Here is a 22,320-nt window from a genome sequence, read left to right on the forward strand (position 1 = left end):
GGCATGCAGGTGTGAAATGCGTCAACGGCTCGATTGGTTCCGATTTTATGATCGAGCCGTCGGCACCAGAAGCCGCAGTCGGCATAGAACTGGCGTCAAACGGATTGCGCGATCAGGGTCAGAAAGCCACCGCTCAGGGCGACATTGCCGACGAAGCCGTTGATGCGGGACGCACGGTCCGGGCCCTGATGGTCCCAGAAATTGTGAAACATCGGCGTGGCGACGATGAGGAACACCAGCAGCACCGCCGCCGCAATCGCCGTCCAGAGTCCTGCAATGACCAGCACACCGGCGGCGACCTGAAGCACGATACCAGCCCACAGTGCCAACCGCGCCTGCGGCACACCGCGCGCGGCCATCAGCTGGGTCAGGAAGGACGCGTTCTGGATGTTGCGAAGGCCGGCAAAGACGAAGGCGCCGCCGAGCAACAGGCGAGCGAGAAACAACAAGGTCGAAGGCAAATCGGCAGGCATCAAACTCACCCCTTTTAAGGTTTAAAGGCAGTGGGAGCGCGCTCTCGGCGGCGCTCCCAACATAACTGGACAATCAGGCGGCCTTGGCCGCCGGCATCGGGTGAATCGCCTGGAACGGGATGCACAGCCGGTTCCAGGTGTTGATCATGCCGAGCGCAACGGACAGCTTGACCAGTTCCTCTTCTGAGAAATGCTCCAGCGTACGTGCATAAAGTTCGTCCGGCACGCCATTGTTGGCGATCAGGGTGACGGCTTCCGTCCAGGCCAAAGCCGCGCGTTCACGCTCCGAGAACAGCGGCGATTCCTTCCAGGCTGAAACCAGATAGAGCCGCTGCTCGGTCTCGCCGTCGCGCCTCGCCTCGCGGCTGTGCATTTCGACGCAATAGGAGCAGCCATTGATCTGCGATGCCCTGAGCTTGATCAGGTGCAGCAGGCTCACCTCGAGCCCGCATTCGTCCACCGCCTTGTTGAGCGCCGACACAGCCTTCATGATCTCCGGCGCCTTGGCGAAAAATTGCAGCCTCTGTTTCATCTTCTTGTCCTTTCAAATCTGCTTGGGTTTGGGTCTGCGGGGTTAACTGGATTTCTGCGGCCGCTGGTGGCGCTCTACGAAGGCGCAGCTCGCAGCAAGCGACCTTGGATCGCCTTCCGCCGCATAGGTGGCCACGATATCGGACAATTTGGTCTCGGCGAGCGCGGCACGATAAGCGCGCTCGGCCTTCAGCATCGCGGCGTTGATGCCGCAGGGTTTGACATAGGCCGATGCATCGAGCTTTACCGGGCCGCGCTGGCGGATCTCGCCGCAGCGGAAGGCTGGCTCGCGACCCTCGACGGCCAGCACGATGTCGAGCAGCGTGATGCGCTCGGCCGGCCGCGCCAGCCGATAGCCACCGGCAGGCCCGGGCACCGATTCCAGGATGCGCGCTGCGCTCAGCATGTTGAGATGCTTCAGCAGATAGCTCGGCGACAGGCCAAAGGCCTCGGCCAGAGCAGCGCCAGGCATGGTGCTGTTCCCTTCCACACTCGCCAGCGTGGCAGCGCAATGGATGGCTGCCTCAACGCCCTCGCCCAGCTTCATTGGATCGGCTCCTTTATCCTTGATATAACTTATCGTGGATAATTATTATCCGCAATAGGAAAATGCGAATTCCACATGTTGGCGATGGCTTCACAAGACGTGGGTTCCTCGCACCCCGCGAAGCGGGGGAGAGGTGGCCGGGCGAAGCCGGGACGGAGAGGGGGACGACCTTTGTGAAGACAAAACCGGTGAGGGAAGAAGGCGCGAGTAAGTTAAAGAGCGATCAGGAGCCTCGGCCAGCTCCCAATCGCCCCGAAGGCCCCTCTCCGTCCCGGCTTCGCCGGGCCACCTCTCCCCACTTCGTGGGGCGAGGAACCCAAGATCTGCCAAGCAGCCGCACCGGGCTGGAGACCCCCTACTCCGCAGCCACCTTGGCCATCGGGTTGTTCGGATGCGTCGTCCAGTTGGCATAGACGGGCGATACCGGCCTGCCGGTGCGCTGGTCCATCACGCCGGCTGCCAGCGGCTCCATGGTGATGCAGTTCTCGACCGGGCAGACATTGACGCACAGATTGCAGCCGACGCATTCGGCCTCGATCACCTCGAAATGCCTGACGCCATCGACCATGCTTGTGATCGCCTGGTGCGAAGTGTCCTCGCAGGCGATGTGGCAGCGGCCGCATTTGATGCAGGCGTCCTGGTCGATGCGCGCCTTGGCGACGTAGTTCAGGTTGAGATACTGCCAATCGGTCACATTGGGCGTGGCGCGGCCGACGATGTCGTTGAGCGAGGCGTGCCCCTTCTCGTCCATCCAGTTTTCCAGGCCCGCGATCATTTCCTGCACGATCTTGAAGCCATAGGTCATCGCCGCCGTGCACACCTGCACATTGCCGGCGCCGAGCGCCATGAATTCGGCCGCGTCGCGCCAGGTGGTGATGCCGCCGATGCCGGAGATCGGCAAGCCGCGGGTTTCGGGATCGCGCGCGATCTCGGCCACCATGTTCATGGCGATCGGCTTCACCGCCGGGCCGCAATAGCCGCCATGCGAGCCCTTGCCGTCGATGGTCGGCTGCGGCGCGAAGCTGTCGAGATCGACGCCGGTGATCGAATTGATGGTGTTGATCAGCGACACCGCGTCGGTGCCGCCGGCATGTGCCGCCCGCGCGGGCTTGCGCACATCGGTGATGTTGGGCGTCAGCTTGGTGATGACCGGCATGCGGGTGTTCTGCTTGCACCAGCGCACAACCATTTCGATATATTCCGGCACCTGGCCGACGGCCGCGCCCATGCCGCGTTCCGACATGCCGTGCGGACAGCCGAAATTGAGCTCGATGCCGTCGGCTTCCGTCTCCTCGACCACCGGCAGGATCGCCTTCCAGGCCTCCTCGACGCATGGCACCATCAGCGAGACGACGATGGCGCGGTCGGGCCAGTCCTTCTTGACCTGCTTGATCTCGCGCAGATTGACCTGCAGGTCGCGGTCGGTGATCAGCTCGATGTTGTTGAGACCCAGCAACCGCCGGTCGGCACCCCAGATCGCGCCATAGCGCGGGCCGTTGACGTTGACCACCGGCGGGCCTTCCTCGCCCAGCGTCTTCCACACCACGCCGCCCCAGCCGGCCTTGAAGGCGCGGATGACGTTGTAGGCCTTGTCGGTCGGCGGCGCCGAGGCCAGCCAGAACGGATTGGGCGACTTGATGCCGACGAAATTGTTGCGGATGTCTGCCATGACAGGTCCCTTTCAGCCGAGACGAAGGATCAATTCGACGGGTGCGAGAATGCCGCCTTCAAGCGCGGCGGTGAGATTGGCGATCTTGGTGCGGGCGTTCTCGCCCATGACGAGGCCGACGCCGGGCGGCGGCTTCCTGCCTTCCGCTTGCGCGGCGGCCATCTGGGCACGCACAGTGGCGAAGAATTCGATGGCAAAGGCGCCGCGTGGCCGCTCAGCGGTCACCGAGAACCCCGCAGCCGTCGCCGCCGAGCGATAGTCATCCGGCGCGGCAACGAAGGACATGGCTTCATCAGTTGCCCATGGCAGCGGGTAGGTCAGCGCGCCGGCTTTCAGCCGCATCACATCATAGACGGCAAAAACGCCGCCAGGCTTGAGCACGCGAGCAGTCTCGCTCATCAGCTTCGCCTTGTCTGCAAGGTTCATGCCGACATGCAGGATGACAGCCGCATCGAAGCTGGCATTCTTGAATGGCATGTCCAGCGCGCTGCCTTGCACGAAGCGCGTCTTGCCGGCCAATCCGGTTCGCTTCGACAGGCTGGTCGCGATATCGACATAGCTCTGCGTCAGGTCGATGCCGGTAACGTCAGCTCCGACGCTGTTGGCGACAAAGCGGGCCGGACCACCGATCCCGGATCCGATATCGAGAAGCGCGGCCGCAGGCTTCAGCCCCATTTGATCGATGAGTTCCCTGGTGGCGGCCACACCGCCAATGTGGAACTCATCCACAGCCTTGAGATCGCTGGCACGCAGATTGGCAATTTCCACACCCGTATCGGCGAGCGCGGCAAGGATCCGCTGCTCAAGGCCCAATATGTCGTAGTGACGGGCGATGCCCGGTTCCACCGTGGCCATGATCCTTATCCCTGCATGAGACTCCTGTTGATACTCTCCGCCGCGTCGCGGCCCTGCGCGACTGCCGAGACAGTCAGGTCGTCGCCGCCAAAAATGCAGTCGCCGCCGGCCCAGACCCTGGCCAGCGAGGTGCGCCCTTCGGCGTCGACCTTGATGCGGCCGGCTTCGAGATCGATCGACGCACCGCTGCCGTTGAGGGCTGCCGGTACAAAACTCTGGCCGATCGCCTTGAACACCTGGTCGGCAACGAGCGTCAGCGTCTCGCCGGTGCCGGCAAGCCTGTCGCCGTCGAGCGCGGTGTATTCGAGTTCGACGGCGGTGACCTTGCCGCCTTCGGCGATCACCCGCTTCGGCTGCAGCCAGTGGCGGATGCTGACGCCGTTGGCTGCCGCCAGATCCTGTTCGAATTCGGAAGCATTCATGTGCTCCTGGCCGCGCCGGTAGCAGATCGTCACCTCCTCGGCGCCGAGCAGCTTCGACTGTACCGCGGCGTCGATGGCTGTCATGCCGCCACCGATGACGACGACGCGGCGGCCAACCGGCAGGCCGGAAAGGTCGCTGGCCTGGCGCAGTTCGGCAATGAACTCGACCGCGTTGGTGACGCCGTCGGCGTCCTCGCCATCGGCACGCAGCGCATTGACGCCGCCAAGACCCATGCCAAGAAACACCGCATCGTAATTGCGGATCAGATCCGACAGCTGATAGTCGCGGCCGAGCGCCTTGCCGTTCTGGATGTCGATACCGCCGATCGCGGTCACGTAGTCGACTTCGGCCTGGGCGAAATCGTCGACGCTCTTGTAGGCGGCGATGCCGTATTCGTTGAGGCCACCGGCCTTCGCGCGCGCCTCCAGGATGGTCACGTCATGACCATGGCGAGCGAGCCGGTGCGCGGCGGCAAGGCCGGCCGGCCCGGCGCCGACCACCGCGACCGTCTTCCCGGTCGGCTCGGCGCGCGGATAGAACTGCTTGTTCTCGCCCATGGCGACATCGGTGGCATAGCGCTGCAGGCGGCCGATCTGCACCGGCTTGCCTTCCGCCACCTCGCGCACGCAGACTTCCTCGCACAGCGTCTCGGTCGGGCAGACGCGGGCGCACATGCCGCCCAATATGTTCTGGTCGAAGATGGTCTTGGCCGAACCGATCGGATTGCCGGTCGAGATCTGGCGGATGAACAGCGGAATGTCGATCGAAGTCGGGCATGCATTCATGCACGGCGCGTCGTAGCAGAAATAGCAGCGGTCGGATTCAACCAGCGCCTCGTGGTGGTCGAGCGGTGGGTGCAGGTCGGAAAAATTGTCCGCGTACTGGTCGGCCGAGAGCCTGCCGCCCGCAATGCCTTCCCTGAATTGGCCTTCTGGCATCGTCAGTTCCCCATGTTTTCTTTTGGGGAAGGCTAGCACGTTTTATTTTTTTATCAATTGGTCAATTTTCGGCGCAAGTCACTGAAAAGGCTCGACAATAACATGATTTTTTTACTCATGTTATGGGTGATCTGTTGCGCCTCAAAGAAGACGAGCGCGACAGCCCCAAGCAGCGAACTGTTCGAAGCTCCCGGGGAATGATAGGCGCTTGAGCACGATGCGCGGCTTCATTCAATGGAGAAGGCGATGACCGATGACAGGGAGACGGTTCACCGGTGGGAGCCTGTGGAAGATTTACCTTTGGCTGCCTGTCAGGTGTGGCGTCTGCGGTCAGACAACTACTTCGAGCTGACCGTCGAAGGCGACTTTTTTGTCGGCACGTCCGAACGAACCCTGAAAATCGACTTTCATGGAGTGCAGGTCCTTTCGGCTCACAACGATATGCTGGGCCTGGCCCATGTCCGCGATGGCGACACGATCCCGCTGGAAGATTCTGGCGCCCAAATCACCTATCGGTGGCACATCCTGCGGGTGGAGAACTCGCATTGGTTGCGATCAATCCCAGGCCCGACAGACGACTGTTCGCATTTTCTGTTGCTCAGCCTCGAATGCACAGTTGAGGTCATTGCTCGTGAAGCCATAGCTTCTTGGATCTGAGCACCACGCCACAGCTTTCCGGTCAGCGAGACAGGCCTCAGCTTGGTGAAGGCCCGTTCTGATCAGGGTGCAGTCTGGGAGCGGCATCAAGGGTGCCACCATGGATCGAGCGGATCTCCTCCGCCACCAATTCCTGCAACCGCCACAGATTGCGGTCATGGATGCCGAATGCTTCGAGATGGCTGACCGTGTTGTAGAGATATTCGGCGCCGGATCCGATATGTCCGCAGGCTCTGGCCAGCACCCTCGCCACTCTGTCCAGCGGCTGGTTCAGCGACGTTCCCCTGCCCTTCACGGCCGACCCAGAAGCCGAGCGCTCGCAGCGTACCTTGCGGCGTATGCACCGGCAGCCAGCGGACCGTCTCGATGCTTTCGTGGTCGCTGATCTCGCGCCGCAGCAGCCTTTCGATCTGCGCCGGCTTCTCGCCCTCCGGCAAGCGATAGATCACCCCGTTGCAGCGTCCGCCCCGTTCGAGCGCCATCATCAACCCCGGCTGCTCGGCGCTGCCGCGCCACCGCACCATGTCGAGGCAGAAGGAGCGGTGCCAGCCAAAGGCCGTGGCGAGCTGTTGCTCGACCGACTCGAATTCCGGCTTCCAGATCAGCGACCCATAAGCGAATACCCAGAGCGGCCCCTCATCGGCCTCCTTGGACAGCCGCAAGGCAAGGCTTTGAAAGTCCTCGTCGTTCATGTCTGTCCAGCTCGGATCCGGGCCGGGATCGGCCTCCTCCCGATGGCACAGTGCGACAAGCTCGGGCGTGAGCGACATCAAGCGCATGGACGACAACCCCTCATCACCGCAGAGAAATCGAAAACCTGCGCTCGCGCAACCAGGGAACGCCTGGCGCGCATGTCCATTGTTGTCCGGGCGGTGTCGGATTTCCGTCGTGAGGATCGTCCTATGATGGACGACGATCACGCATGAAAGGTGAGGAGACCGAAAATGCCAAAAGCCCCGATGCCCTTCTTCTGGTACGAATTGATGACATCAGATCTCGACGCCGCCGAGGCGTTCTATTCCAAAGTGGTCGGCTGGAAGGCGCAGCCTTTCGACGTGGCGCCGGGCATGCCGCGCTATGTCGTCATGAATGTGGGCGAACGTGGCGTCGGCGGCCTGATGACCTTGCCCGAGGATGCCGCCAAGATGGGCATGCCGCCCGCCTGGCTCGGCTATATCGACACCAGGGATGTCGACGCTGCCACGGCATCGCTGGAGAAAGCCGGCGGCACCGTCCACCGCCAGCCCGACGACATTCCGGGCGTCGGCCGCTTTGCCGTTGTCGCCGATCCGCAAGGCGCGACCTTCATGTTCCTGCAGCCGAACGGCCCGGACCAGCCTGTCGTGCCGGCCGGCACGCCGGGCCACATCGGCTGGCACGAGCTCTACACCAGCGACTGGAAAGCCGCGTTTGATTTCTATTCCGAGCAGTTCGGCTGGGTCGACGCCGGCGATTTCGACATAGGCCCGATGGGCACCTACCAGACCTTTACGGCCGGCCCCGAATCCGGCGGCGGCATCATGAACAAGCCGGAGCAGATCCCGGTGCCGGTGTGGCAATTCTACTTCAACGTTGCGGCCATCGACGCGGCGGCCAAACGGGTCACCGACAATGGCGGCAAGATCCTGATGGGGCCGATGGAGGTCCCCGGCGGCAGTTGGGTCGTGCAGTGCCAAGACCCGCAAGGCGCGCATTTCGCCTTGATGGCGCCGGTCCGCTGACCGTGATAAGGCACCGCCGACACAAAGCGCGGGCTTTCATCGGACCACCGATGAAGGCCTCTACCCCTGCCTTGGCGCCGTCTCATTCCGGCGCCAGCACCGCGACCTTCAGCTCCGCCTTTTTCGCGCCGCTGAACTGGACGGTGGCCGGGCCGGGGGCAAGCTTGAAGCGCACGCTCTTGCGGATGCCAGGGCATGTTTTCACGCCACTATAGCCAGCCGACTTGATGGCCTGGCCATCCTGGATGACATCGATCCAGGCCTCGCCCGAGAGACTTATCTGGATGGCTCCCTCGGACGGCACCTCCACGCTGGCGACGGCCCCAAATGTATCAGATGCCGGCGCACGTTCCGGCGCCACCGCAAAACCGGCTTTCTCTACCGGCACCAGCGTCAGGTCCGCAGCCGCACCAATCGCCAGCGCCGCTCCGGACGGCGTTGCCGGTGCCGCGGCAAACAGGGTCTGCTCCCGCGTCACCGGCCACTTGAAGGCCTCACATCCGGCGTCCTCGGCCATGGCGAAGCTGGTGCCTGCAAGGATTGCGAAGAGGCTGATGGCGACTTTTTTCATAGCAAAGGGAACCCACACTTCTAGAATGTACGCATTAGTACAACCATAACGATAGAAATGCAACCCTTGCGGGAAAAATATGAACGCTCAAACTGGGGAACATTCCAATCACCGATTGTTGACGGCAGGCCATGGGAAGTGAATGGTCCATTCCCGGGCGATAATCTATGGCCGGGCGGATTGAAAATGGAGTCACTATGAAGCTTTTCGAAAGCCTCTCCAGATACCAGCCGCAGGCACTCGGCGTGTTGCGCATCATGACCGCGCTGCAGTTCATCGAGCATGGCAGCCAGAAACTGTTCAACTTCCCCGTCAGCGCCGATCCCCATGCCCTTTCCGGGCTGACCACGACCGCCGCCATCCTCGAATTCGCCGGCGGCATCTTGCTGACGCTGGGCCTGCTAACGCGGCCCGTGGCATTCCTTCTGGCCGGCGAAATGGCGATCGCCTATTTCATGGCGCACATGCCGCGCGACTTCTTCCCCGTCAACAATGGCGGCGATTCAGCGATCTCGTTCTGCTTCATCTTCCTCTATCTGGTGTTTGCCGGCGCCGGCGCCTTCGCGCTGGACAACCGCCGCAGCGCCTGACGCCGGAAAGAGGATGCGGGCCTAGAGCAATTCTAGGAAAAGTGTGAAGCGGTTTTGAGGCGCATCGGCGAAGCCGAAGCGCCTCAGGCACGCATCCGTTCGAAATTGGCGTCGAAAAGCGGCGCCGCCTGAATGCGCGCCGCATGGCGCTTGCCCAGCAACTCGATCTCGAAGCCGTCGCTCTCATCGGCGATCTCCTTCGGCACATAGCCGACGGCGACGGATTTCTTCGAATGATGCGCATAGCCGCCCGACGTCACCCAGCCGCGCACCGCACCATCGAACCAGATCGGCTCATCGCCAATGACATCGGCGTCGTCGGCATCGACGATAAAGGCGCGCAGGCGCAATTTGCCGCCCTGCCTGCGCTCGGCCAGAGCCGCGGCCTTGCCGATGAAATCGGCGTCCTTGCCGTAAGCAACGAAGCGGTCGAGCCCCGCTTCCAGCGGCCCGTAGATCGGCCGGTACTCGCGCCCCCATGAGCCGTAATTCTTGTCCAGCCGCAGCGCATTGAGCGCGCGCGAGCCGAACAGGCCGATGCCGAATTCCTCGCCCGCCGCCATCAGCGCTTGATAGGCGGCGCGCTGGTATTCCGGCGCCACCCAGATCTCGTAGCCGAGATCGCCGGTATAGCTGACGCGGCCGACCAGGCACGGCGCCATGCCGACATCCATCCGGCCAATAGCCATGAAGGAAAAGGCCGCATTGGAGACATCCGAGCGCGTGGCCCTTGCCAGCACATCCCGCGCCTTCGGGCCGGCGATCGACAGACCGGTGAGCTTCGCGCCCAGCGCCTCGATGCGGACCGAGCCGTCGCCGGGCAGGTGCTTCTCGAACCAGCGCATATGGTATTGCTCGGCGATGCCGGAGCCGGCGAGGAACCAGCCCTCGCTTCCGAGATTAGCGAGGGTGAAGTCGCCGATCAGCCTGCCGTCCTGCTTCAGCATCGGCGCCAGCGTCATGCGGCCGGGTTTCGGCAGTTTGCAGGCCAGCATCCGGTCGAGCCAGGCGGCCGCCCCCTCGCCAGTCACCTTGTATTTGGCGAAGCTCGAAATCTCGGACAGGCCGACACTGTCGCGAACCGTCGCGACCTCCTTGGCGACCTGCGTGAAATCGCTCGAGCGGCGCCACGAGAATTCGTCCTTGACGCCTTCCGGCGCGTACCACAGCGGCACTTCCAGCCCATAGGCAACGCCCCATTGCGCACCCTTGACCGACAGCAGATCATAGACCGGCGTCGTCTTCAGCGGCCGCCCGGCGGGCAACTCCTCATTGGGGAAGCGGATCGAAAAGCGCCTGGAATAATTCTCGCGCACCTTGGCGTTGGTATAGGCCATCGTCGCCCAGTCGCCATAGCGCGCGACATCCATCGCCCAGATGTCGGCGCCGGGATCGCCTTCGATCATCCAGTTCGACAGCGCCAGCCCGACGCCGCCGCCCTGTGAAAAGCCGGCCATGACGCCGCAGGCGACCCAGAAGCCCGGCAGGCCGCGCACCGGCCCGACCAGCGGGTTGCCATCCGGCGCAAAGGTGAAAGGCCCGTTGATGATCTGCTTGATGCCGGTGTTCTGGAAGGCCGGGAAATGCCGAAACCCGACCTCCAGCGACGGCGCGATGCGGTCGATGTCCGGCGCCAGCAATTCATGGCCGAAATTCCACGGCGTCTGGTATTCGGACCACGGCTTGTTGGCCTTTTCATAGGTGCCCATCAGCATGCCGCCGCGCTCCTGGCGCAAATAAAGCTCGCCGTCGAAATCGACCGCATGGATGATCTCGGTGCCGGTCTTGGCGTTCCAGGCGGCGACCTCCGGCATGTCCTCGGTGATCAGGTACATGTGCTCCATGGCCAGCACAGGCAGTTCGAGTCCAACCATGCGGCCGACCTCGCGCGCCCACAGGCCGCCGGCATTGACGACATGCTCGGCCACCACCTCGCCCTTGTTGGTGATGACCCGCCACAGCCCGTCAGGGCGCCGCACGATGTCCTCGACCTTGGTGAAGCGCTCCACTTCCGCCCCAAGTTTCCGCGCGGCCTTGGCATAGGCATGGGTGACGCCGGAGGGATCGAGATGGCCGTCCTCCTTGTTCCTGACAGCGCCGACGAACTGCTTGGGATCGAGTAGCGGCATCAGCTCGGCCGCTTCATTGGGCGAGATTTCCTCGAGCTCGATGCCGAGATAGCGGCCCTTGGCGACGACACCGCGCAGCCAGTCCAGCCGCGCCTCGGTCGCCGCCAAAAGCACGCCACCGGTCAGATGCACGCCGGTCGCCTGGCCGGACAGCTCCTCGATCTCCTTGTAGAGGTTGATCGTGTATTTCTGCAGCTTGGCGACGTTGGGGTCGCCATTGATGGTGTGCATGCCCCCGGCCGCGTGCCAGGTCGAGCCCGAGGTCAGCTCGTCGCGCTCCAGAAGGACAACATCGGTCCAGCCGTGGCGGGCGAGATGGAACAGCACGGAGCATCCGACAACGCCACCGCCAATGACCACGACCTTTGCATGCGATTTCATGGATTTTTCTCTGATATCAGTGAGTTGGATGGGTGAGTGGATTCAAGCTGGGAACGATCACGGCTCGCCCTGCCCGATCGCTTCCTTGCGCCTGGCCATGTAAGCCTCCAGCGCCTCGCGCACGGCGATGTCCATCACCGGCTCGACATAGTCTTCCAGGGCCTTCTTCCACAGCCGCGTCGCGCGCGCCGTGGCATCGAGGCCGCCGGCCTCCTGCCACGCCTCGTAATTCTGCCAGTTGGAAAGCATCGGCTGGTAGAAGGCGGTGGCGTAGCGCTCCAGCGTGTGCGGTTCGCCGAAGAAATGGCCGCCGGTCGGTACCGCGCCCAACGCCTCGACGGCGAGCTCCGCCTCATTGACCTCGATCGGGCGCAAGAACTCCATCATGTGCTGGATCATCTCGACGTCGATGATGAGTTTTTCGAACGACGCAGTCAGCCCACCCTCCTGCCAGCCGGCGGCGTGGTAGACGAGGTTGCCGTGGCCGAGCACCGCGCCCCACAGCGCCATCAGCGTCTCATAGGCACCCTGCGCATCGGCGGCGTTGGAAGCCGAGCCCGGCGTCGTGCGGTAGGGCAGCCCGTAGCGCCGCGCCAGTTGCCCCGACGCAATATTGGCCTTGGTGTTTTCAGGCGTGCCGAACGCCGGCGCGCCCGACTTCATGTCGACATTGGAGGTGAAGGCGCCATACATGACCGGCGCGCCCGGACGGACAAGCTGCGTCAGCACGACGCCGAACAGCGCCTCGGCATTCTGCTGCGCCAGCGCCCCGGCGAGCGTCACCGGGCTCATCGCCCCCATCAGCGTGAACGGCGTCACCGCGACCGACTGGCCGAACTCGGCCATGGTCATCAGGCCTTCGGCCATCATCTCGTCGAAGCGGCGCGGCGAGTTGACCGAGATGATGGTGGTGATGCCGGGATCGTCGCGCATCTGGTCGAGCGTCAGCCCGCGCGAAATCGCCATCATCTCGATGCCGTCCAGCGCCCTGCCTCGGCCGATCGCCGAGACATGGAAACTCTTGTCGGTCAGCGTCAGGTTGGTGAAGTAGGTGTCGAGATGGCGGGAATTGGCCGGCAGCTCCACCGGTGCGCAGACCTGGTTGCCGAGCATGTGGATGCAGTTGAAATGCTGCGCCAGCCGGGTGAGGTCCGAATAGTCGCGCAAATTGCCGGCGCGGCGACCGCGCTCCATGTCGTGCACATTCGGCGGGCCGGCAACCAGCGTGAAATTGATGGTGTTGCCGCCCAGATGAACCGCGTTGGCCGGGTTGCGCGGCGTCAACACATAGCTGGACTGCGTGGTCTTCAGCACGTCTTCGATCAGGCCGCGATCGATGCGGACATTCGCCGAGGCATGATCGACTTTGGCGCCGGCCTTCTCGAACAGCGACAGCGCACGCGGGCTCATCACCTCGATGCCGAAATTCTCCAATATGTGCATCGACGCCTGATGGATCTGCTCGATCTGGTCGGGCGACAGCATGGCCATTGGCGGATAGGGATTTGTCACCCGCCTGAGCGGCAGTTGCGGGATGGCCGACGGGCCCCTGTTGCTGGTGCGCTCGGCCCCGCGTTTGCGTCTCGGTTCGTTCATGCCTGGCATCAAAGCCTTGGCAAACCAGGCAAGCTGTCAGAAATACGCCGTTTGCGGGCGTGATTTTAGCCACGGCGGCATTTCTGCAGTATCTGTTTAGAGAGAGCGACTAAATGTGTCGGATTACTGATATGGGATTCCCCCAAGCGACTGCTCCGGCGAAGCGTTAACGGATGCCGCAAGATTCCCTTTATGATTTCGGCCTATTGCTCTGCCAATGCGTAGTTCGAGTTTTAGTAAAATTGGTGCGGTTTGCGTGCTGCTGGCGCTTTCGGCCTGCGCCACGCCGCCCAGCCACATCAACAATGTCTGCGCCGTCTTCGACCAGAATGACGGCTGGTTCGACAACTGGCAGTCGGCAGCCGAGCGCACGCAGCAGAAATACGGCATCCCCGTTCCCGTACTGATGGCCACGGTGCGCAAGGAATCCGGTTTCAAGAGCAATGCAAGGCCGCCGCGCACCAAACTGCTCGGTTTCATTCCGTGGAAGCATGTCTCGTCGGCCACCGGCTTCTCGCAGGCGCTGGACGGCACCTGGTCGCAATATCAGCGCGAGACCGGCAACTGGGCGGCGCGGCGGACGAAATTCGCCGATGCGGTCGATTTCGTCGGCTGGTATCATTCCAAGACATCCGACACGTACGGCGTTGCCCGCAATGACACCTACAATCTCTACCTCGCCTACTACCTCGGCTGGACCGCCTATGGCCGCGGCAACCGGGGCGATGCCGGCGTGCAGGGCTATGCCCGGGCCACCGACAAGATGGCGCGAGACTATGGGCAGCAGTTGAGCGAGTGCGGAAACTGATCTTGCCGCATCGTGATCTCGACCTCCGGTCTGTCAGCTCGGCTTTTTGCCGCGCGGACGCTTTGGCGGCGTGCCGGCAAAACCGGGGCCATCGCCGTGCGGCGCGTCGTCCGGCACGCCTTCGTGGGCGGCGTGTTCCTTGTCGAACTTGATCACCGGCTCCATCTTGGCCAGCACGTCGTCGGAGAGCCAGCACAGGCTCATATGACCGCCGCCGAGATGCTTGACTGGTGGCACCTTGGTCTCGCACAGATTGTCCGGCACCAGCTTCTTGTAGCCGCAGCGGGTCTGGAACGGGCAGCCGGAGGGCGGGTTCATTGCCGACGGAATGTCGCCTTCCAGCACGATGTGCCGCTTGACCACGCTGGTGTCGGCGATCGGGATCGCCGACAGCAGTGCCTCGGTATAGGGATGGTAGGGCGGCGCGAAGATCTGGTCGGTCGTGCCTTGCTCGACGATATAGCCGAGATACATGACGACGACGCGGTCGGCGATGTAGCGCACGACCGACAGGTCGTGGCTGATGAACAGCATTGTCGTCTTGTTCTTGCGCTGGATGTCCATCAGCAGTTCGGTCACCGCCGCCTGCACCGACACATCCAATGCCGAGACCGGCTCGTCGGCCACCACCACCTTGGCGTCGCCGGCAAAGGCGCGCGCCACGCCGATGCGCTGCTTCTGGCCGCCCGAAAGCTGGCGCGGCTTGCGGGTCTCGAAGGCCCTGGGCAGCTTCACCAGGTCGAGCAGCTCCAGCATGCGCTTGCGGCGATCGGCAACCGTCTTGCCGACGTTGAACTTCTCCAGCGTGCGGATGATCTGCGAACCGACCGAATGGCTGGGATTGAGCGTATCGAACGGATTCTGGAACACCATCTGGATCGACGACACCGTGTCGACGCTCCGTTTCTCAATGCCGGTCGACTGGATTTCCTTGTTGCCCAGCGTCACCGTGCCGGCACTTGCCGTCTCCAGCCCGAGCAGCACCTTGGCCAGCGTAGACTTTCCGCAGCCGGATTCGCCGACGATGGCGACCGTCTCGGATTCGCGCGCCATGAACGAGATCGTCTCATTGGCCTTGACGACGCGGCCCTCGCTCGAGCCGAACACCTCGCTGCCGCCGACCCTGTAGTATTTTCTGAGGTCCTCGATCTTGAGCACCGGCGCACCGGGCACGACGCGCTCATTAACCTTCTTGGCGCCGGGCGGCAGCGCCTCCCAGTCGATCTCGTTGAAGCGCACGCAGCGCGAGAAATGGCCTTCGTGACCAGCGACCTCGATCATCGGGATTTCGGCGGCGTTGCAGACGCCCTCGACGAAGTGGTGGCAGCGCGGGCCGAAATTGCAGCCCTTGGGCCGCTCATGCGGCAGCGGCAATTGCCCGGGGATGGAGATCAGCGGCCGTGAGTTCTTGTCGGCGCCCGGCAGCGGGATCGAGCGGAACAGCCCTTGCGTATAGGGGTGGCGCATCCGGTCGAAGACGTCCTTGATCTTGCCGGTCTCGACCGCCTCGCCCGAATACATCACCGTGATGCGGTCGCAGGTTTCCAGGATCAGGCCGAGATTGTGCGACACAAAGATCATCGACGTGCCGAACTTCTCGCCGAGCCCCTTGACCAGGTCGACGATGCCCGCTTCCACCGTCACGTCGAGCGCCGTCGTCGGTTCGTCGAGCAAAAGCAGCGCCGGCTTCGACAACAGCGCCATGGCGATGACGATGCGCTGCTGCTGGCCGCCGGAGAGCTGGTGCGGATAGGAGCGCATCATACGCTCGGGGTCCGGCAGCTTGACCGAGCGCACCATGTCGAGCGCGCGCTTATACGCCTCTTCCTTCGACACCTTGTCGTGGATCAGCGGCACTTCCATCAATTGCTGGCCGACCTTCATCGCCGGGTTCAGGCTCGCCATCGGCTCCTGGTAGATCATCGCGATCTTGTTGCCGCGAATGGAGCGCAATTCCTCGTCGGAGAGCTCGCCCATGTCCTTGCCCTGGAACTTGATCTTGCCGCCGACGATCTTCCCGATGTTGGAGAGGTCGCGCATGATGCCGAGCGACACGGTCGACTTGCCGCAGCCGGATTCGCCGACGATGCCCATCGCCTCGCCCGGCATGACGGTGCAGGAAAAATCCATGACCGCCGGAATCTCGCCCTTGCGGGTGAAGAAGGAGATCGACAGGTTCTCGATCTCGATGATCGGCCCATTGGTCGGCTTGGCGGGATTTCGAACTGCCTCGTTCATGGGACGCTCCAATCCTGGTTCTTCTAGGCCTGTTTCTCTCAGGCGCATCGGGTCGAAACCCGCGAGATCAGTCTTTCATCGATTGTTCGCGCAGCGAGTCGGCGAGCAGGTTCAAGCCCAGCACGAACGACATCAGTGCGATGGTCGGCGGCAATGCCGGGTGGATGAAGGAGCGCAGCAGGCGGCTGGCGTCCTTGATCGCAGTGCCCCAGTCCGGGCTTTCCGGCGCCAGGCCAAGGCCGAAATAACCGAGCGTGCCGAGCAGGATCGTGGTGTAGCCGATGCGCAGGCAGGCATCGACGATCAGTGGCCCGCGCGCATTGGGCAGGATCTCCCACAGCATGATGTACCAGGGCGATTCACCGCGCGTCTGCGCCGCCGCCACATAATCGCGCGTCTTGATGTCCATCACCAGGCCACGCACGATGCGGAACACGCCGGGGCTGGACGCGAACACCACCGCCACGAAGATGTTGAGCTGGTTGGGATCGATGTGCACGATCTTCAGCGGATCGGCGTCGAAGACCAGGCCGGCATAGATCCAGCCGCCGAGGATCAGGGTGATGCCGAGCAGGATATAGAGCCGGTCGGGCCGGTTCTTGTAGCGGGTCCAGAACAGCACGCTGAAGAAGATGATCGGGAACAGGAAGAAGACGCCCGCCATGCCGTAGGGGATCGGCGTGTCCATGATGCCCGGCGTCACCAGCAGGTAGAACAGCAGGATGACCGGGAAGGCCAGCACGAGATTGGCCAGGAACGACAGCACGGTGTCGATCTTGCCGCCGTAATAGCCGGCGGGCAGGCCGAGCGTGATGCCGACCATCAGCGCGAAGCCGGTCGCGGCAGGCGCTATGATCAGCACGATCTGGCTGCCATAGACCATGCGCGAAAACACGTCGCGCGCCAGCTTGTCGCCGCCGAACAGATAGGTCAGCCCCGATTGCGGTTCGACGGCGCCCGGCAGCACGTCCTTCATGATGGGAATCTGGGCCAGCGGATCGAAGGGCGAAATGGTCGCGGCGAAGATCGCCGTGAACAGCCAGAACAGGCAGATGCCGACGCCGACGATGCCGACACCGCTGTCGAACAGCTGGCCGTAGAGCGCCAGCTTCTTCTTGTAGGCGAAGCTCGCGCCCATGACGATGACGAGCGCGATCCATACCGGCCAGAAGCGCGACAGCACTTCGAGAACGACGGTGAAGCCACTGATGTATTGAACCGGCATCCGCTTCGCTCCCTACTGAACTCTGATACGCGGATTGAGAAACGCGTAGCCGACATCGGAAATGAGCTGCGTGATCAGGACGATGAACACCGAGACCAGCGAGCAGCCGAGCAAAAGGTCGATATCGTTGTTGCCGGCCGCCTCGACCAGCGTATAGCCGAAGCCCTGGTAGCGAAACATCACCTCGACGATGACGACGCCGGTGAGCAGCCAGGGGAATTGCAGCATGATGACGGTGAACGGTGCGATCAGCGCATTGCGCAAGGCATGTTTGACCACGACGCTGCCGAAGGAAAGGCCTTTCAACCTGGCGGTGCGGATATATTGCTGCGTCATCACTTCGACCATCGACGCGCGGGTCATCCTCGCAATATAGCCGATGCCGTAGATCGCCAGCGTCATCACCGGCAAAGTGAAATTATAGAAGGTGATGCCCTGGCTGGCCGAGGCCGCCGAGCCGTTCAGCCAGCCTAGCCATGAGGCAAAGATGACGGTGAAGATGACGCCCGACACATATTCAGGCGTCGCCGTCGAGGCGATCGATGCCACGGACAGCACCCGGTCGGTTCGCGACCCCTCGCGCATGCCGGCCAGAATGCCGATCAGCAGCGAGATCGGCACCATCACCACCAGCACCCAGAACATCAGGATGCCGGTGGCGCCGAGTGCCGGAAACAGTTTTGAGGCGACAGTCGCCTTGAACTTGGTCGAGCAGCCGAAATCGCCCTGGAAAACGCCGGCGAAGGTCGGCACGAGCGGATCGTTGCAAAAGGAGAAACGCTGCGCCGGCTTGCCGGTCGCCGGGTCTGTCACAGGTTGCTTGGGCACCACGCCCAGCCACTGCCCATAGCGGACGAAGAAGTTCTGCCGATAGCCATGGTTGACCAGCCAGCTCTCGAGCTGCTCGGCCGACGTATGCATTTCGGTCTGGCTGATCGCCAGCTTCTTCAGATTGGGTTCGAGGTTGATCAGGAAGAAGACGACCATGGTCAGGCACAGCATCGTCAATGCCATGGTGCCAAGACGCCTGATAACGAAGGAAAGCATGGCGGCCCCCTGCCGATGGGTTGGGGTTTGAGCCGGCTATGAAAGCCAACCCTGCCGTGACCGGCGGGGCTGGCTGTCAAACAGGCCTTCGGATGCGATCAACCCTGTTTTTGTTGCACGGCCTTGCCCGCGAGTCCGTAACTTTTTTGAGAAAGCGCGGACCAACAGGGACGGACGATGCAAAGAGCGGGAGAAGGGAGCGAGCCCCTTCCCCCATGTCGATGCGATCAAGCCTGTTCGAGCCAGACCTTGCCGTAGTCGCGCTCGAAGGTCGGATGCATCTTGTAGTTCTGCACCGCCTTGACCGAGTGGCTATAGAGTTTGCGCCAGTACGGCTGAATCATGATGCCGGAATCCTGCAGTATCTGCTCGATGTCCTTCATCATGTCCTTGCGCTTGGCGGCGTCGGCAACGGCGAGCGCCGCATTGAGCTTGGCATCCCAGTCCGGATTCGACCAGCCGGCCTCGTTCCAGGCCTCGCCGGTGCGATAGGCGATGGCCAGAACCTGGACGCCGAGCGGGCGCATGTTCCAGTTGGTCATCGACAGCGGATACTTCGTCCAGTCGTTCCAGAACGTCGAACCCGGCAGGACGGTGCGCTTCACCTTGATGCCGGCGTCGCGCAGCTGGGCGGCGATCGCATCGCCGGTGTTCTTGTGCCAGTCTTCGTCGACCGTGATCAGCTCGTGTTCGAAGTCGGCCTGGCCGGCTTCCGCCATCAGCGCCTTCGCCTTGGCCGGATCACGGGCAACCTTGGGCAGCTCGTAATATTCCGGATGGATCGAGCAGACATGGTGGTTTTCGGCGACCGAGCCGGCGTTGCCGTAGCCGAGCTGCAAGACGACATTGTTGTCGACCGCAAGCTGCAGCGCGTTGCGCACCTTCTGGTCGCCATAGGGCTTGTTGTTGACGTTGGTGCGGCAGACGATGGTCGACGCGGTGACGATTTCCGACTTCGCCAGGTCCATGCCGTCGAGGATCGACACGTAGTCGGCCGAAGTCTCGAAATTGGTGTGCACTTCGCCGGCTTCGAAAGCGCTGACCATGGCTGCCGGATCGGTGCCGTAGTCGATGAATTCCAGGCCGTCGAGGAACACTTCGCCGTCCCACCACTTGTCGTCGGTGCGGCGCTTGTAGACCACCTTCTGACCGACATCGTAGGAGACGAGTTCGAACGGACCGGTGCCGATCGGGCAGGCCTTGAAGTCGCCGCCCTTCTCATCGAAGGTCTTGTGGACGATCAGCCCGGGATAGTCGCACATGTTCGGAATCAGGGCGATGTCCGGCTTGCTGAGCTTAAGCACGACCGTGTGGTCGTCCGGCTTGGTCACGGCGCTTTCGTCGAGCTTGTCGTCCTTGACCAGCGAGCCGAGACGGCCGGGCATGGAGTTGCCTTCGGCTTTCTTGTCGGCCCAGCGCTTCAGGTTGAAGATAACGTCATCGGCGGTGAAGGCATCGCCATTCGACCAGGTGACACCCTTGCGCACATGCAGCGTGTACTGCGTGGCATCGTCGTTGACGTCCCAGCTTTCCAGCAGATAGGGGCGGAACGTGTATTCGGAGGTGTACTTGACCAGCGGCTCGAGCGCCTGGCGCTCGGCATTGGCGATTTCCGACCAGTCGGCCTTGCGCGGGTCCTTGGGATCCTTGATCCACTGGGCGATCTTCAGCGTGCCGCCCTTCTTGCCCTTTACCTCTTCGGCCTTCGCCGGCGTCGGATCGGCGAGGCCGAGCAAGCCGTAAGCCATTGCCGTCGATGCGCCGAAGACGCTGGCCATGGCCAGGAATTCGCGACGGTCCACCTTGCCTGCCTTGGCTTCTTCGGCCATGGCCAGGATGTGATCCGGAACGCGATCGCCATTACTCTTATAAATTGTCATGACTTAACTCCCATTGTTGGCTTTCCGCCTTTTAACATTCCGCATCCAGGCCATGATGTCAAAGACGGCGTGGATTGAGAACATGTTAGGGAATGTGCAACTTTGAAAGGGGAGCGGTTCGCGTGATAACGACAGTCTTGGCGCAAATTTGCTACTGTCCGACGGATTCTTCTGGAATCTCGATAGTCGATTAAACTGAGACATTTACTCTGGCCCGGACAGCGCCAGAATCGATCCACCATGAGGCCAAAAGTCCCACCGAACTATCAGTATTCCTTCTCGTAGAAGATGCCGCCCTTGGCTTCGCCGGCATCGTTGGCCTCGCCACGCAGCTTGACGCCGCGCCCGACATTGAGGTCGATCGTCGCCTTGCCCGAGCCCGGCTTGTCACCCTTCTGAATCGTGACATAGGTGCGGTCGTTGAGGTATTTGCCGGCCGAAACCGCCGTGCCGCCCTGGTCGTCGGTGGTGACGTCGAGATCGTCGACGCCAATGGCGCTGCGCAGGTTTTCCAGCAGCGACGTCGAGCCGCCGACGCCGGCCAGTTGCCCGGCCGCTTCGGCGAGCTGGGCGATCTGCAGCGGCGACAGGTTCGACATCGAGCGGCCGAAGATCAATTGCGCCAGCACCTCGTCCTCGGGCAGCGCCGGCACAGAGGAGAAGGTGAACTTCGGATTGGTCGCTTCGCCCGACACGACGATGGTGACGGTGGCGCCGGTCGTCGTCGTGGTCGCCGTCAAATTGAGATATGGCACCAGCGAGCCGGAAAACCCGACCGTGCCTTCGGTGAAGGTCAGCCGCTTGCCGAGGATCGACAGCCGTCCGCGCTGCAAGGTGAAGGTGCCGACCGCTTGCGGCGACGAGGCCGGGCCGGTCAGCTTCAGCGAGCCGCCAAGTTCGGCATCGACGCCCCTGCCCTGGATGAAGATTTGGTTCGGCGCGTTGACCGTGACATCGAGCGCGAGGCCGCTACCGCTGCCTTTGCCGCTGGTCGTCGGCGGCCGCAGCGCCTTGTCCTGCGCCTTAACCGCACCCGGCGCGTTCTTGTGCTTGACGTCGAGCGCCGCCAGCGAGCCCGGCAATTTGTCCGGAACGGTGATCACCGTCTTGGCGAGATTGACGGTGCCGGCGATGACCGGAGCGGAGGTCAGCGGTCCCTTGATCGTCAGGTCGCCGCCGAGATTGGCGGTCACCACTCTTCCGTCCGTATAGCGGCCGTCGACCAGCTTGATCGACAAATCGGCCGGGAAACCCTGCGCCGGGTTGATGCCGACCGTGCCGCTGGCCGACAGGCTGCCGCGCGTCGACAGCGTTCCGGTCAGCCGGTTGATCCTGGCGACGCCGCCGGCAATCGAGACATCGGCGGCGAGATCGTTGACGGCGAGGCCGGAGCGCGCATCGACCAGGCGCGCACCGGAGGTGCTGACGCTGCCACCGATGACGGGCGATGTCGCGGGACCGCGCACCTGCACGTTGACATTGGCGGTTCCAGACAGCGACAGGCCCTGCGCGGCAAGCTTCTGGCTGAGCAGGCCGAACGGCACGACGCCATTGAAGTCGAGCGCCAGTGCCGGCGTGCCGGCCGTCGTCACGGTGCCGCCGCCCTTGACGCCAAGGCCGGCTCCATCGCTGACATTGGCATTGAAGGTCAGCTTGTTGGCGCCGAAGGTGCCCGACGAGGAAACACTCACCGCACCGACACCGGCACCGCGGGTCTGTGAGGTCTGCACGCCGGACGCATCGATGTTGAAGGCAATGGCGGGATTTGCCGGCGCGCCCGTCACCTTGGCCGTGCCTGAGATCGAACCGGCGGCGTCGAGCCCCGGCGAAAAACTGTTGGCGAGCGACATCGGCACCCGCGCCAACGTCGCATTGATGTCGAGCGCCGTGCCGACCTTGCCGGTCACCGTCGCCGTGCCGCCGCCCAGGTTGAGCACCAGCCGGTCCAGCGTCGTCGTGCCGTTGGCGATGCTGACGGTCGAGGCTTGGGCGATGGCCGCCTTGATGCCCTGGACAGTCGCCTGGCCCGACGCAAGCTCGC

Annotated in this window: 18 protein-coding genes and 1 pseudogene; 4 read left to right on the forward strand and 15 right to left on the reverse strand. The window is 63.0% G+C overall.

What is annotated here, in order from left to right; genetic code table 11:
- Positions 1–95: 95 nt before the first annotated feature.
- The 6 genes from EN943_RS10110 to EN943_RS10135 form a co-directional block, all read right to left on the reverse strand.
- A complete protein-coding gene (locus EN943_RS10110) occupies positions 96–473 on the reverse strand; it encodes a DoxX family protein (RefSeq protein WP_127412492.1) in 378 nt (125 codons plus the stop codon).
- 73 nt (positions 474–546) lie between these two features.
- The gene (locus tag EN943_RS10115) at positions 547–1,005 is read right to left on the reverse strand and encodes a carboxymuconolactone decarboxylase family protein (RefSeq protein ID WP_127412493.1); all 459 of its coding nucleotides are present in this window, start codon (positions 1,003–1,005) and stop codon (positions 547–549) included.
- 42 nt (positions 1,006–1,047) lie between these two features.
- Positions 1,048–1,551 carry an Rrf2 family transcriptional regulator gene (locus EN943_RS10120; RefSeq protein WP_024501511.1) on the reverse strand — a complete coding sequence of 168 codons (504 nt, stop codon included), beginning with the start codon at positions 1,549–1,551 and terminating at the stop codon, positions 1,048–1,050.
- Between the two features lie 355 nt (positions 1,552–1,906).
- Positions 1,907–3,220 (reverse strand): NAD-dependent dihydropyrimidine dehydrogenase subunit PreA, encoded by a 1,314-nt coding sequence (gene preA / locus EN943_RS10125; protein WP_027035003.1) that lies wholly within the window; start codon positions 3,218–3,220, stop codon positions 1,907–1,909.
- Positions 3,221–3,232: 12 nt separating this feature from the next.
- Positions 3,233–4,075, reverse strand: coding sequence for a methyltransferase domain-containing protein (locus EN943_RS10130; RefSeq protein ID WP_127412494.1), 843 nt, complete (start codon positions 4,073–4,075; stop codon positions 3,233–3,235).
- Between the two features lie 5 nt (positions 4,076–4,080).
- A complete protein-coding gene (locus tag EN943_RS10135; protein WP_127412495.1) occupies positions 4,081–5,436 on the reverse strand; it encodes an NAD(P)-dependent oxidoreductase in 1,356 nt (451 codons plus the stop codon).
- Between the two features lie 246 nt (positions 5,437–5,682).
- Between EN943_RS10135 and EN943_RS10140 the strand changes: the two genes are divergently transcribed.
- Positions 5,683–6,093 carry a hypothetical protein gene (locus EN943_RS10140; RefSeq protein WP_127412496.1) on the forward strand — a complete coding sequence of 137 codons (411 nt, stop codon included), beginning with the start codon at positions 5,683–5,685 and terminating at the stop codon, positions 6,091–6,093.
- A 37-nt stretch (positions 6,094–6,130) separates the two neighbouring features.
- On the opposite strand, the pseudogene EN943_RS10145 reads toward EN943_RS10140, so the two are convergent.
- Positions 6,131–6,872, reverse strand: a pseudogene (locus EN943_RS10145) (gamma-glutamylcyclotransferase).
- Positions 6,873–7,037: 165 nt separating this feature from the next.
- Between EN943_RS10145 and EN943_RS10150 the strand changes: the two are divergent.
- Positions 7,038–7,814, forward strand: coding sequence for a VOC family protein (locus EN943_RS10150; protein ID WP_127412497.1), 777 nt, complete (start codon positions 7,038–7,040; stop codon positions 7,812–7,814).
- Between the two features lie 82 nt (positions 7,815–7,896).
- Here EN943_RS10150 and EN943_RS10155 read toward each other — a convergent pair whose 3' ends face one another.
- On the reverse strand, positions 7,897–8,385 hold the full coding sequence (locus EN943_RS10155) for a hypothetical protein (RefSeq protein WP_164778149.1): 489 nt from the start codon (positions 8,383–8,385) through the stop codon (positions 7,897–7,899).
- 197 nt (positions 8,386–8,582) lie between these two features.
- On the opposite strand from EN943_RS10155, the gene EN943_RS10160 reads away from it, so the two are divergent.
- Positions 8,583–8,975 (forward strand): DoxX family protein, encoded by a 393-nt coding sequence (locus EN943_RS10160; RefSeq protein WP_127412498.1) that lies wholly within the window; start codon positions 8,583–8,585, stop codon positions 8,973–8,975.
- Positions 8,976–9,058: 83 nt separating this feature from the next.
- Here the strand turns inward: EN943_RS10160 and EN943_RS10165 are convergent, their stop codons facing one another.
- Both EN943_RS10165 and EN943_RS10170 read right to left on the reverse strand, forming a co-directional pair.
- Positions 9,059–11,485: an FAD-dependent oxidoreductase gene (locus EN943_RS10165; RefSeq protein ID WP_127412499.1), complete on the reverse strand. Its 2,427-nt coding sequence runs from the start codon at positions 11,483–11,485 to the stop codon at positions 9,059–9,061.
- A 57-nt stretch (positions 11,486–11,542) separates the two neighbouring features.
- Positions 11,543–13,081 carry a trimethylamine methyltransferase family protein gene (locus EN943_RS10170; RefSeq protein WP_164778147.1) on the reverse strand — a complete coding sequence of 513 codons (1,539 nt, stop codon included), beginning with the start codon at positions 13,079–13,081 and terminating at the stop codon, positions 11,543–11,545.
- A 217-nt stretch (positions 13,082–13,298) separates the two neighbouring features.
- Between EN943_RS10170 and EN943_RS10175 the strand changes: the two genes are divergently transcribed.
- A complete protein-coding gene (locus EN943_RS10175) occupies positions 13,299–13,889 on the forward strand; it encodes a transglycosylase SLT domain-containing protein (protein WP_127412501.1) in 591 nt (196 codons plus the stop codon).
- A gap of 33 nt (positions 13,890–13,922) precedes the next feature.
- Here EN943_RS10175 and EN943_RS10180 read toward each other — a convergent pair whose 3' ends face one another.
- The 5 genes from EN943_RS10180 to EN943_RS10200 form a co-directional block, all read right to left on the reverse strand.
- The gene (locus EN943_RS10180) at positions 13,923–16,127 is read right to left on the reverse strand and encodes an ABC transporter ATP-binding protein (RefSeq protein ID WP_127412502.1); all 2,205 of its coding nucleotides are present in this window, start codon (positions 16,125–16,127) and stop codon (positions 13,923–13,925) included.
- Between the two features lie 67 nt (positions 16,128–16,194).
- A complete protein-coding gene (locus tag EN943_RS10185) occupies positions 16,195–17,352 on the reverse strand; it encodes an ABC transporter permease (RefSeq protein WP_127412503.1) in 1,158 nt (385 codons plus the stop codon).
- A gap of 12 nt (positions 17,353–17,364) precedes the next feature.
- On the reverse strand, positions 17,365–18,399 hold the full coding sequence (locus EN943_RS10190; protein ID WP_027035014.1) for an ABC transporter permease: 1,035 nt from the start codon (positions 18,397–18,399) through the stop codon (positions 17,365–17,367).
- A gap of 227 nt (positions 18,400–18,626) precedes the next feature.
- Entirely contained in the window at positions 18,627–20,279 is a 1,653-nt protein-coding gene (locus EN943_RS10195) for an ABC transporter substrate-binding protein (protein WP_127412504.1), read from the reverse strand.
- Between the two features lie 266 nt (positions 20,280–20,545).
- Positions 20,546–22,320 (reverse strand): translocation/assembly module TamB domain-containing protein (locus EN943_RS10200; protein ID WP_206522741.1); only part of this gene is annotated, 1,775 nt, incomplete at its 5' end.

This window comes from Mesorhizobium sp. M7A.F.Ca.US.006.01.1.1 (genome assembly GCF_003997935.1).
In the GTDB taxonomy this organism is placed as follows: domain Bacteria; phylum Pseudomonadota; class Alphaproteobacteria; order Rhizobiales; family Rhizobiaceae; genus Mesorhizobium.

Excerpts from the sequence above, each read along its gene's own strand:
- EN943_RS10110 (WP_127412492.1), bottom strand. The coding sequence starts at position 473 with ATGCCTGCCGATTTGCCTTCGACCTTGTTGTTTCTCGCTCGCCTGTTG.
- EN943_RS10115 (WP_127412493.1), bottom strand. The coding sequence starts at position 1,005 with ATGAAACAGAGGCTGCAATTTTTCGCCAAGGCGCCGGAGATCATGAAG.
- EN943_RS10120 (WP_024501511.1), bottom strand. The coding sequence starts at position 1,551 with ATGAAGCTGGGCGAGGGCGTTGAGGCAGCCATCCATTGCGCTGCCACG.
- preA (WP_027035003.1), bottom strand. The coding sequence starts at position 3,220 with ATGGCAGACATCCGCAACAATTTCGTCGGCATCAAGTCGCCCAATCCG.
- EN943_RS10130 (WP_127412494.1), bottom strand. The coding sequence starts at position 4,075 with ATGGCCACGGTGGAACCGGGCATCGCCCGTCACTACGACATATTGGGC.
- EN943_RS10135 (WP_127412495.1), bottom strand. The coding sequence starts at position 5,436 with ATGCCAGAAGGCCAATTCAGGGAAGGCATTGCGGGCGGCAGGCTCTCG.
- EN943_RS10140 (WP_127412496.1), top strand. The coding sequence starts at position 5,683 with ATGACCGATGACAGGGAGACGGTTCACCGGTGGGAGCCTGTGGAAGAT.
- EN943_RS10150 (WP_127412497.1), top strand. The coding sequence starts at position 7,038 with ATGCCAAAAGCCCCGATGCCCTTCTTCTGGTACGAATTGATGACATCA.
- EN943_RS10155 (WP_164778149.1), bottom strand. The coding sequence starts at position 8,385 with ATGAAAAAAGTCGCCATCAGCCTCTTCGCAATCCTTGCAGGCACCAGC.
- EN943_RS10160 (WP_127412498.1), top strand. The coding sequence starts at position 8,583 with ATGAAGCTTTTCGAAAGCCTCTCCAGATACCAGCCGCAGGCACTCGGC.
- EN943_RS10165 (WP_127412499.1), bottom strand. The coding sequence starts at position 11,485 with ATGAAATCGCATGCAAAGGTCGTGGTCATTGGCGGTGGCGTTGTCGGA.
- EN943_RS10170 (WP_164778147.1), bottom strand. The coding sequence starts at position 13,081 with ATGAACGAACCGAGACGCAAACGCGGGGCCGAGCGCACCAGCAACAGG.
- EN943_RS10175 (WP_127412501.1), top strand. The coding sequence starts at position 13,299 with ATGCGTAGTTCGAGTTTTAGTAAAATTGGTGCGGTTTGCGTGCTGCTG.
- EN943_RS10180 (WP_127412502.1), bottom strand. The coding sequence starts at position 16,127 with ATGAACGAGGCAGTTCGAAATCCCGCCAAGCCGACCAATGGGCCGATC.
- EN943_RS10185 (WP_127412503.1), bottom strand. The coding sequence starts at position 17,352 with ATGCCGGTTCAATACATCAGTGGCTTCACCGTCGTTCTCGAAGTGCTG.
- EN943_RS10190 (WP_027035014.1), bottom strand. The coding sequence starts at position 18,399 with ATGCTTTCCTTCGTTATCAGGCGTCTTGGCACCATGGCATTGACGATG.
- EN943_RS10195 (WP_127412504.1), bottom strand. The coding sequence starts at position 20,279 with ATGACAATTTATAAGAGTAATGGCGATCGCGTTCCGGATCACATCCTG.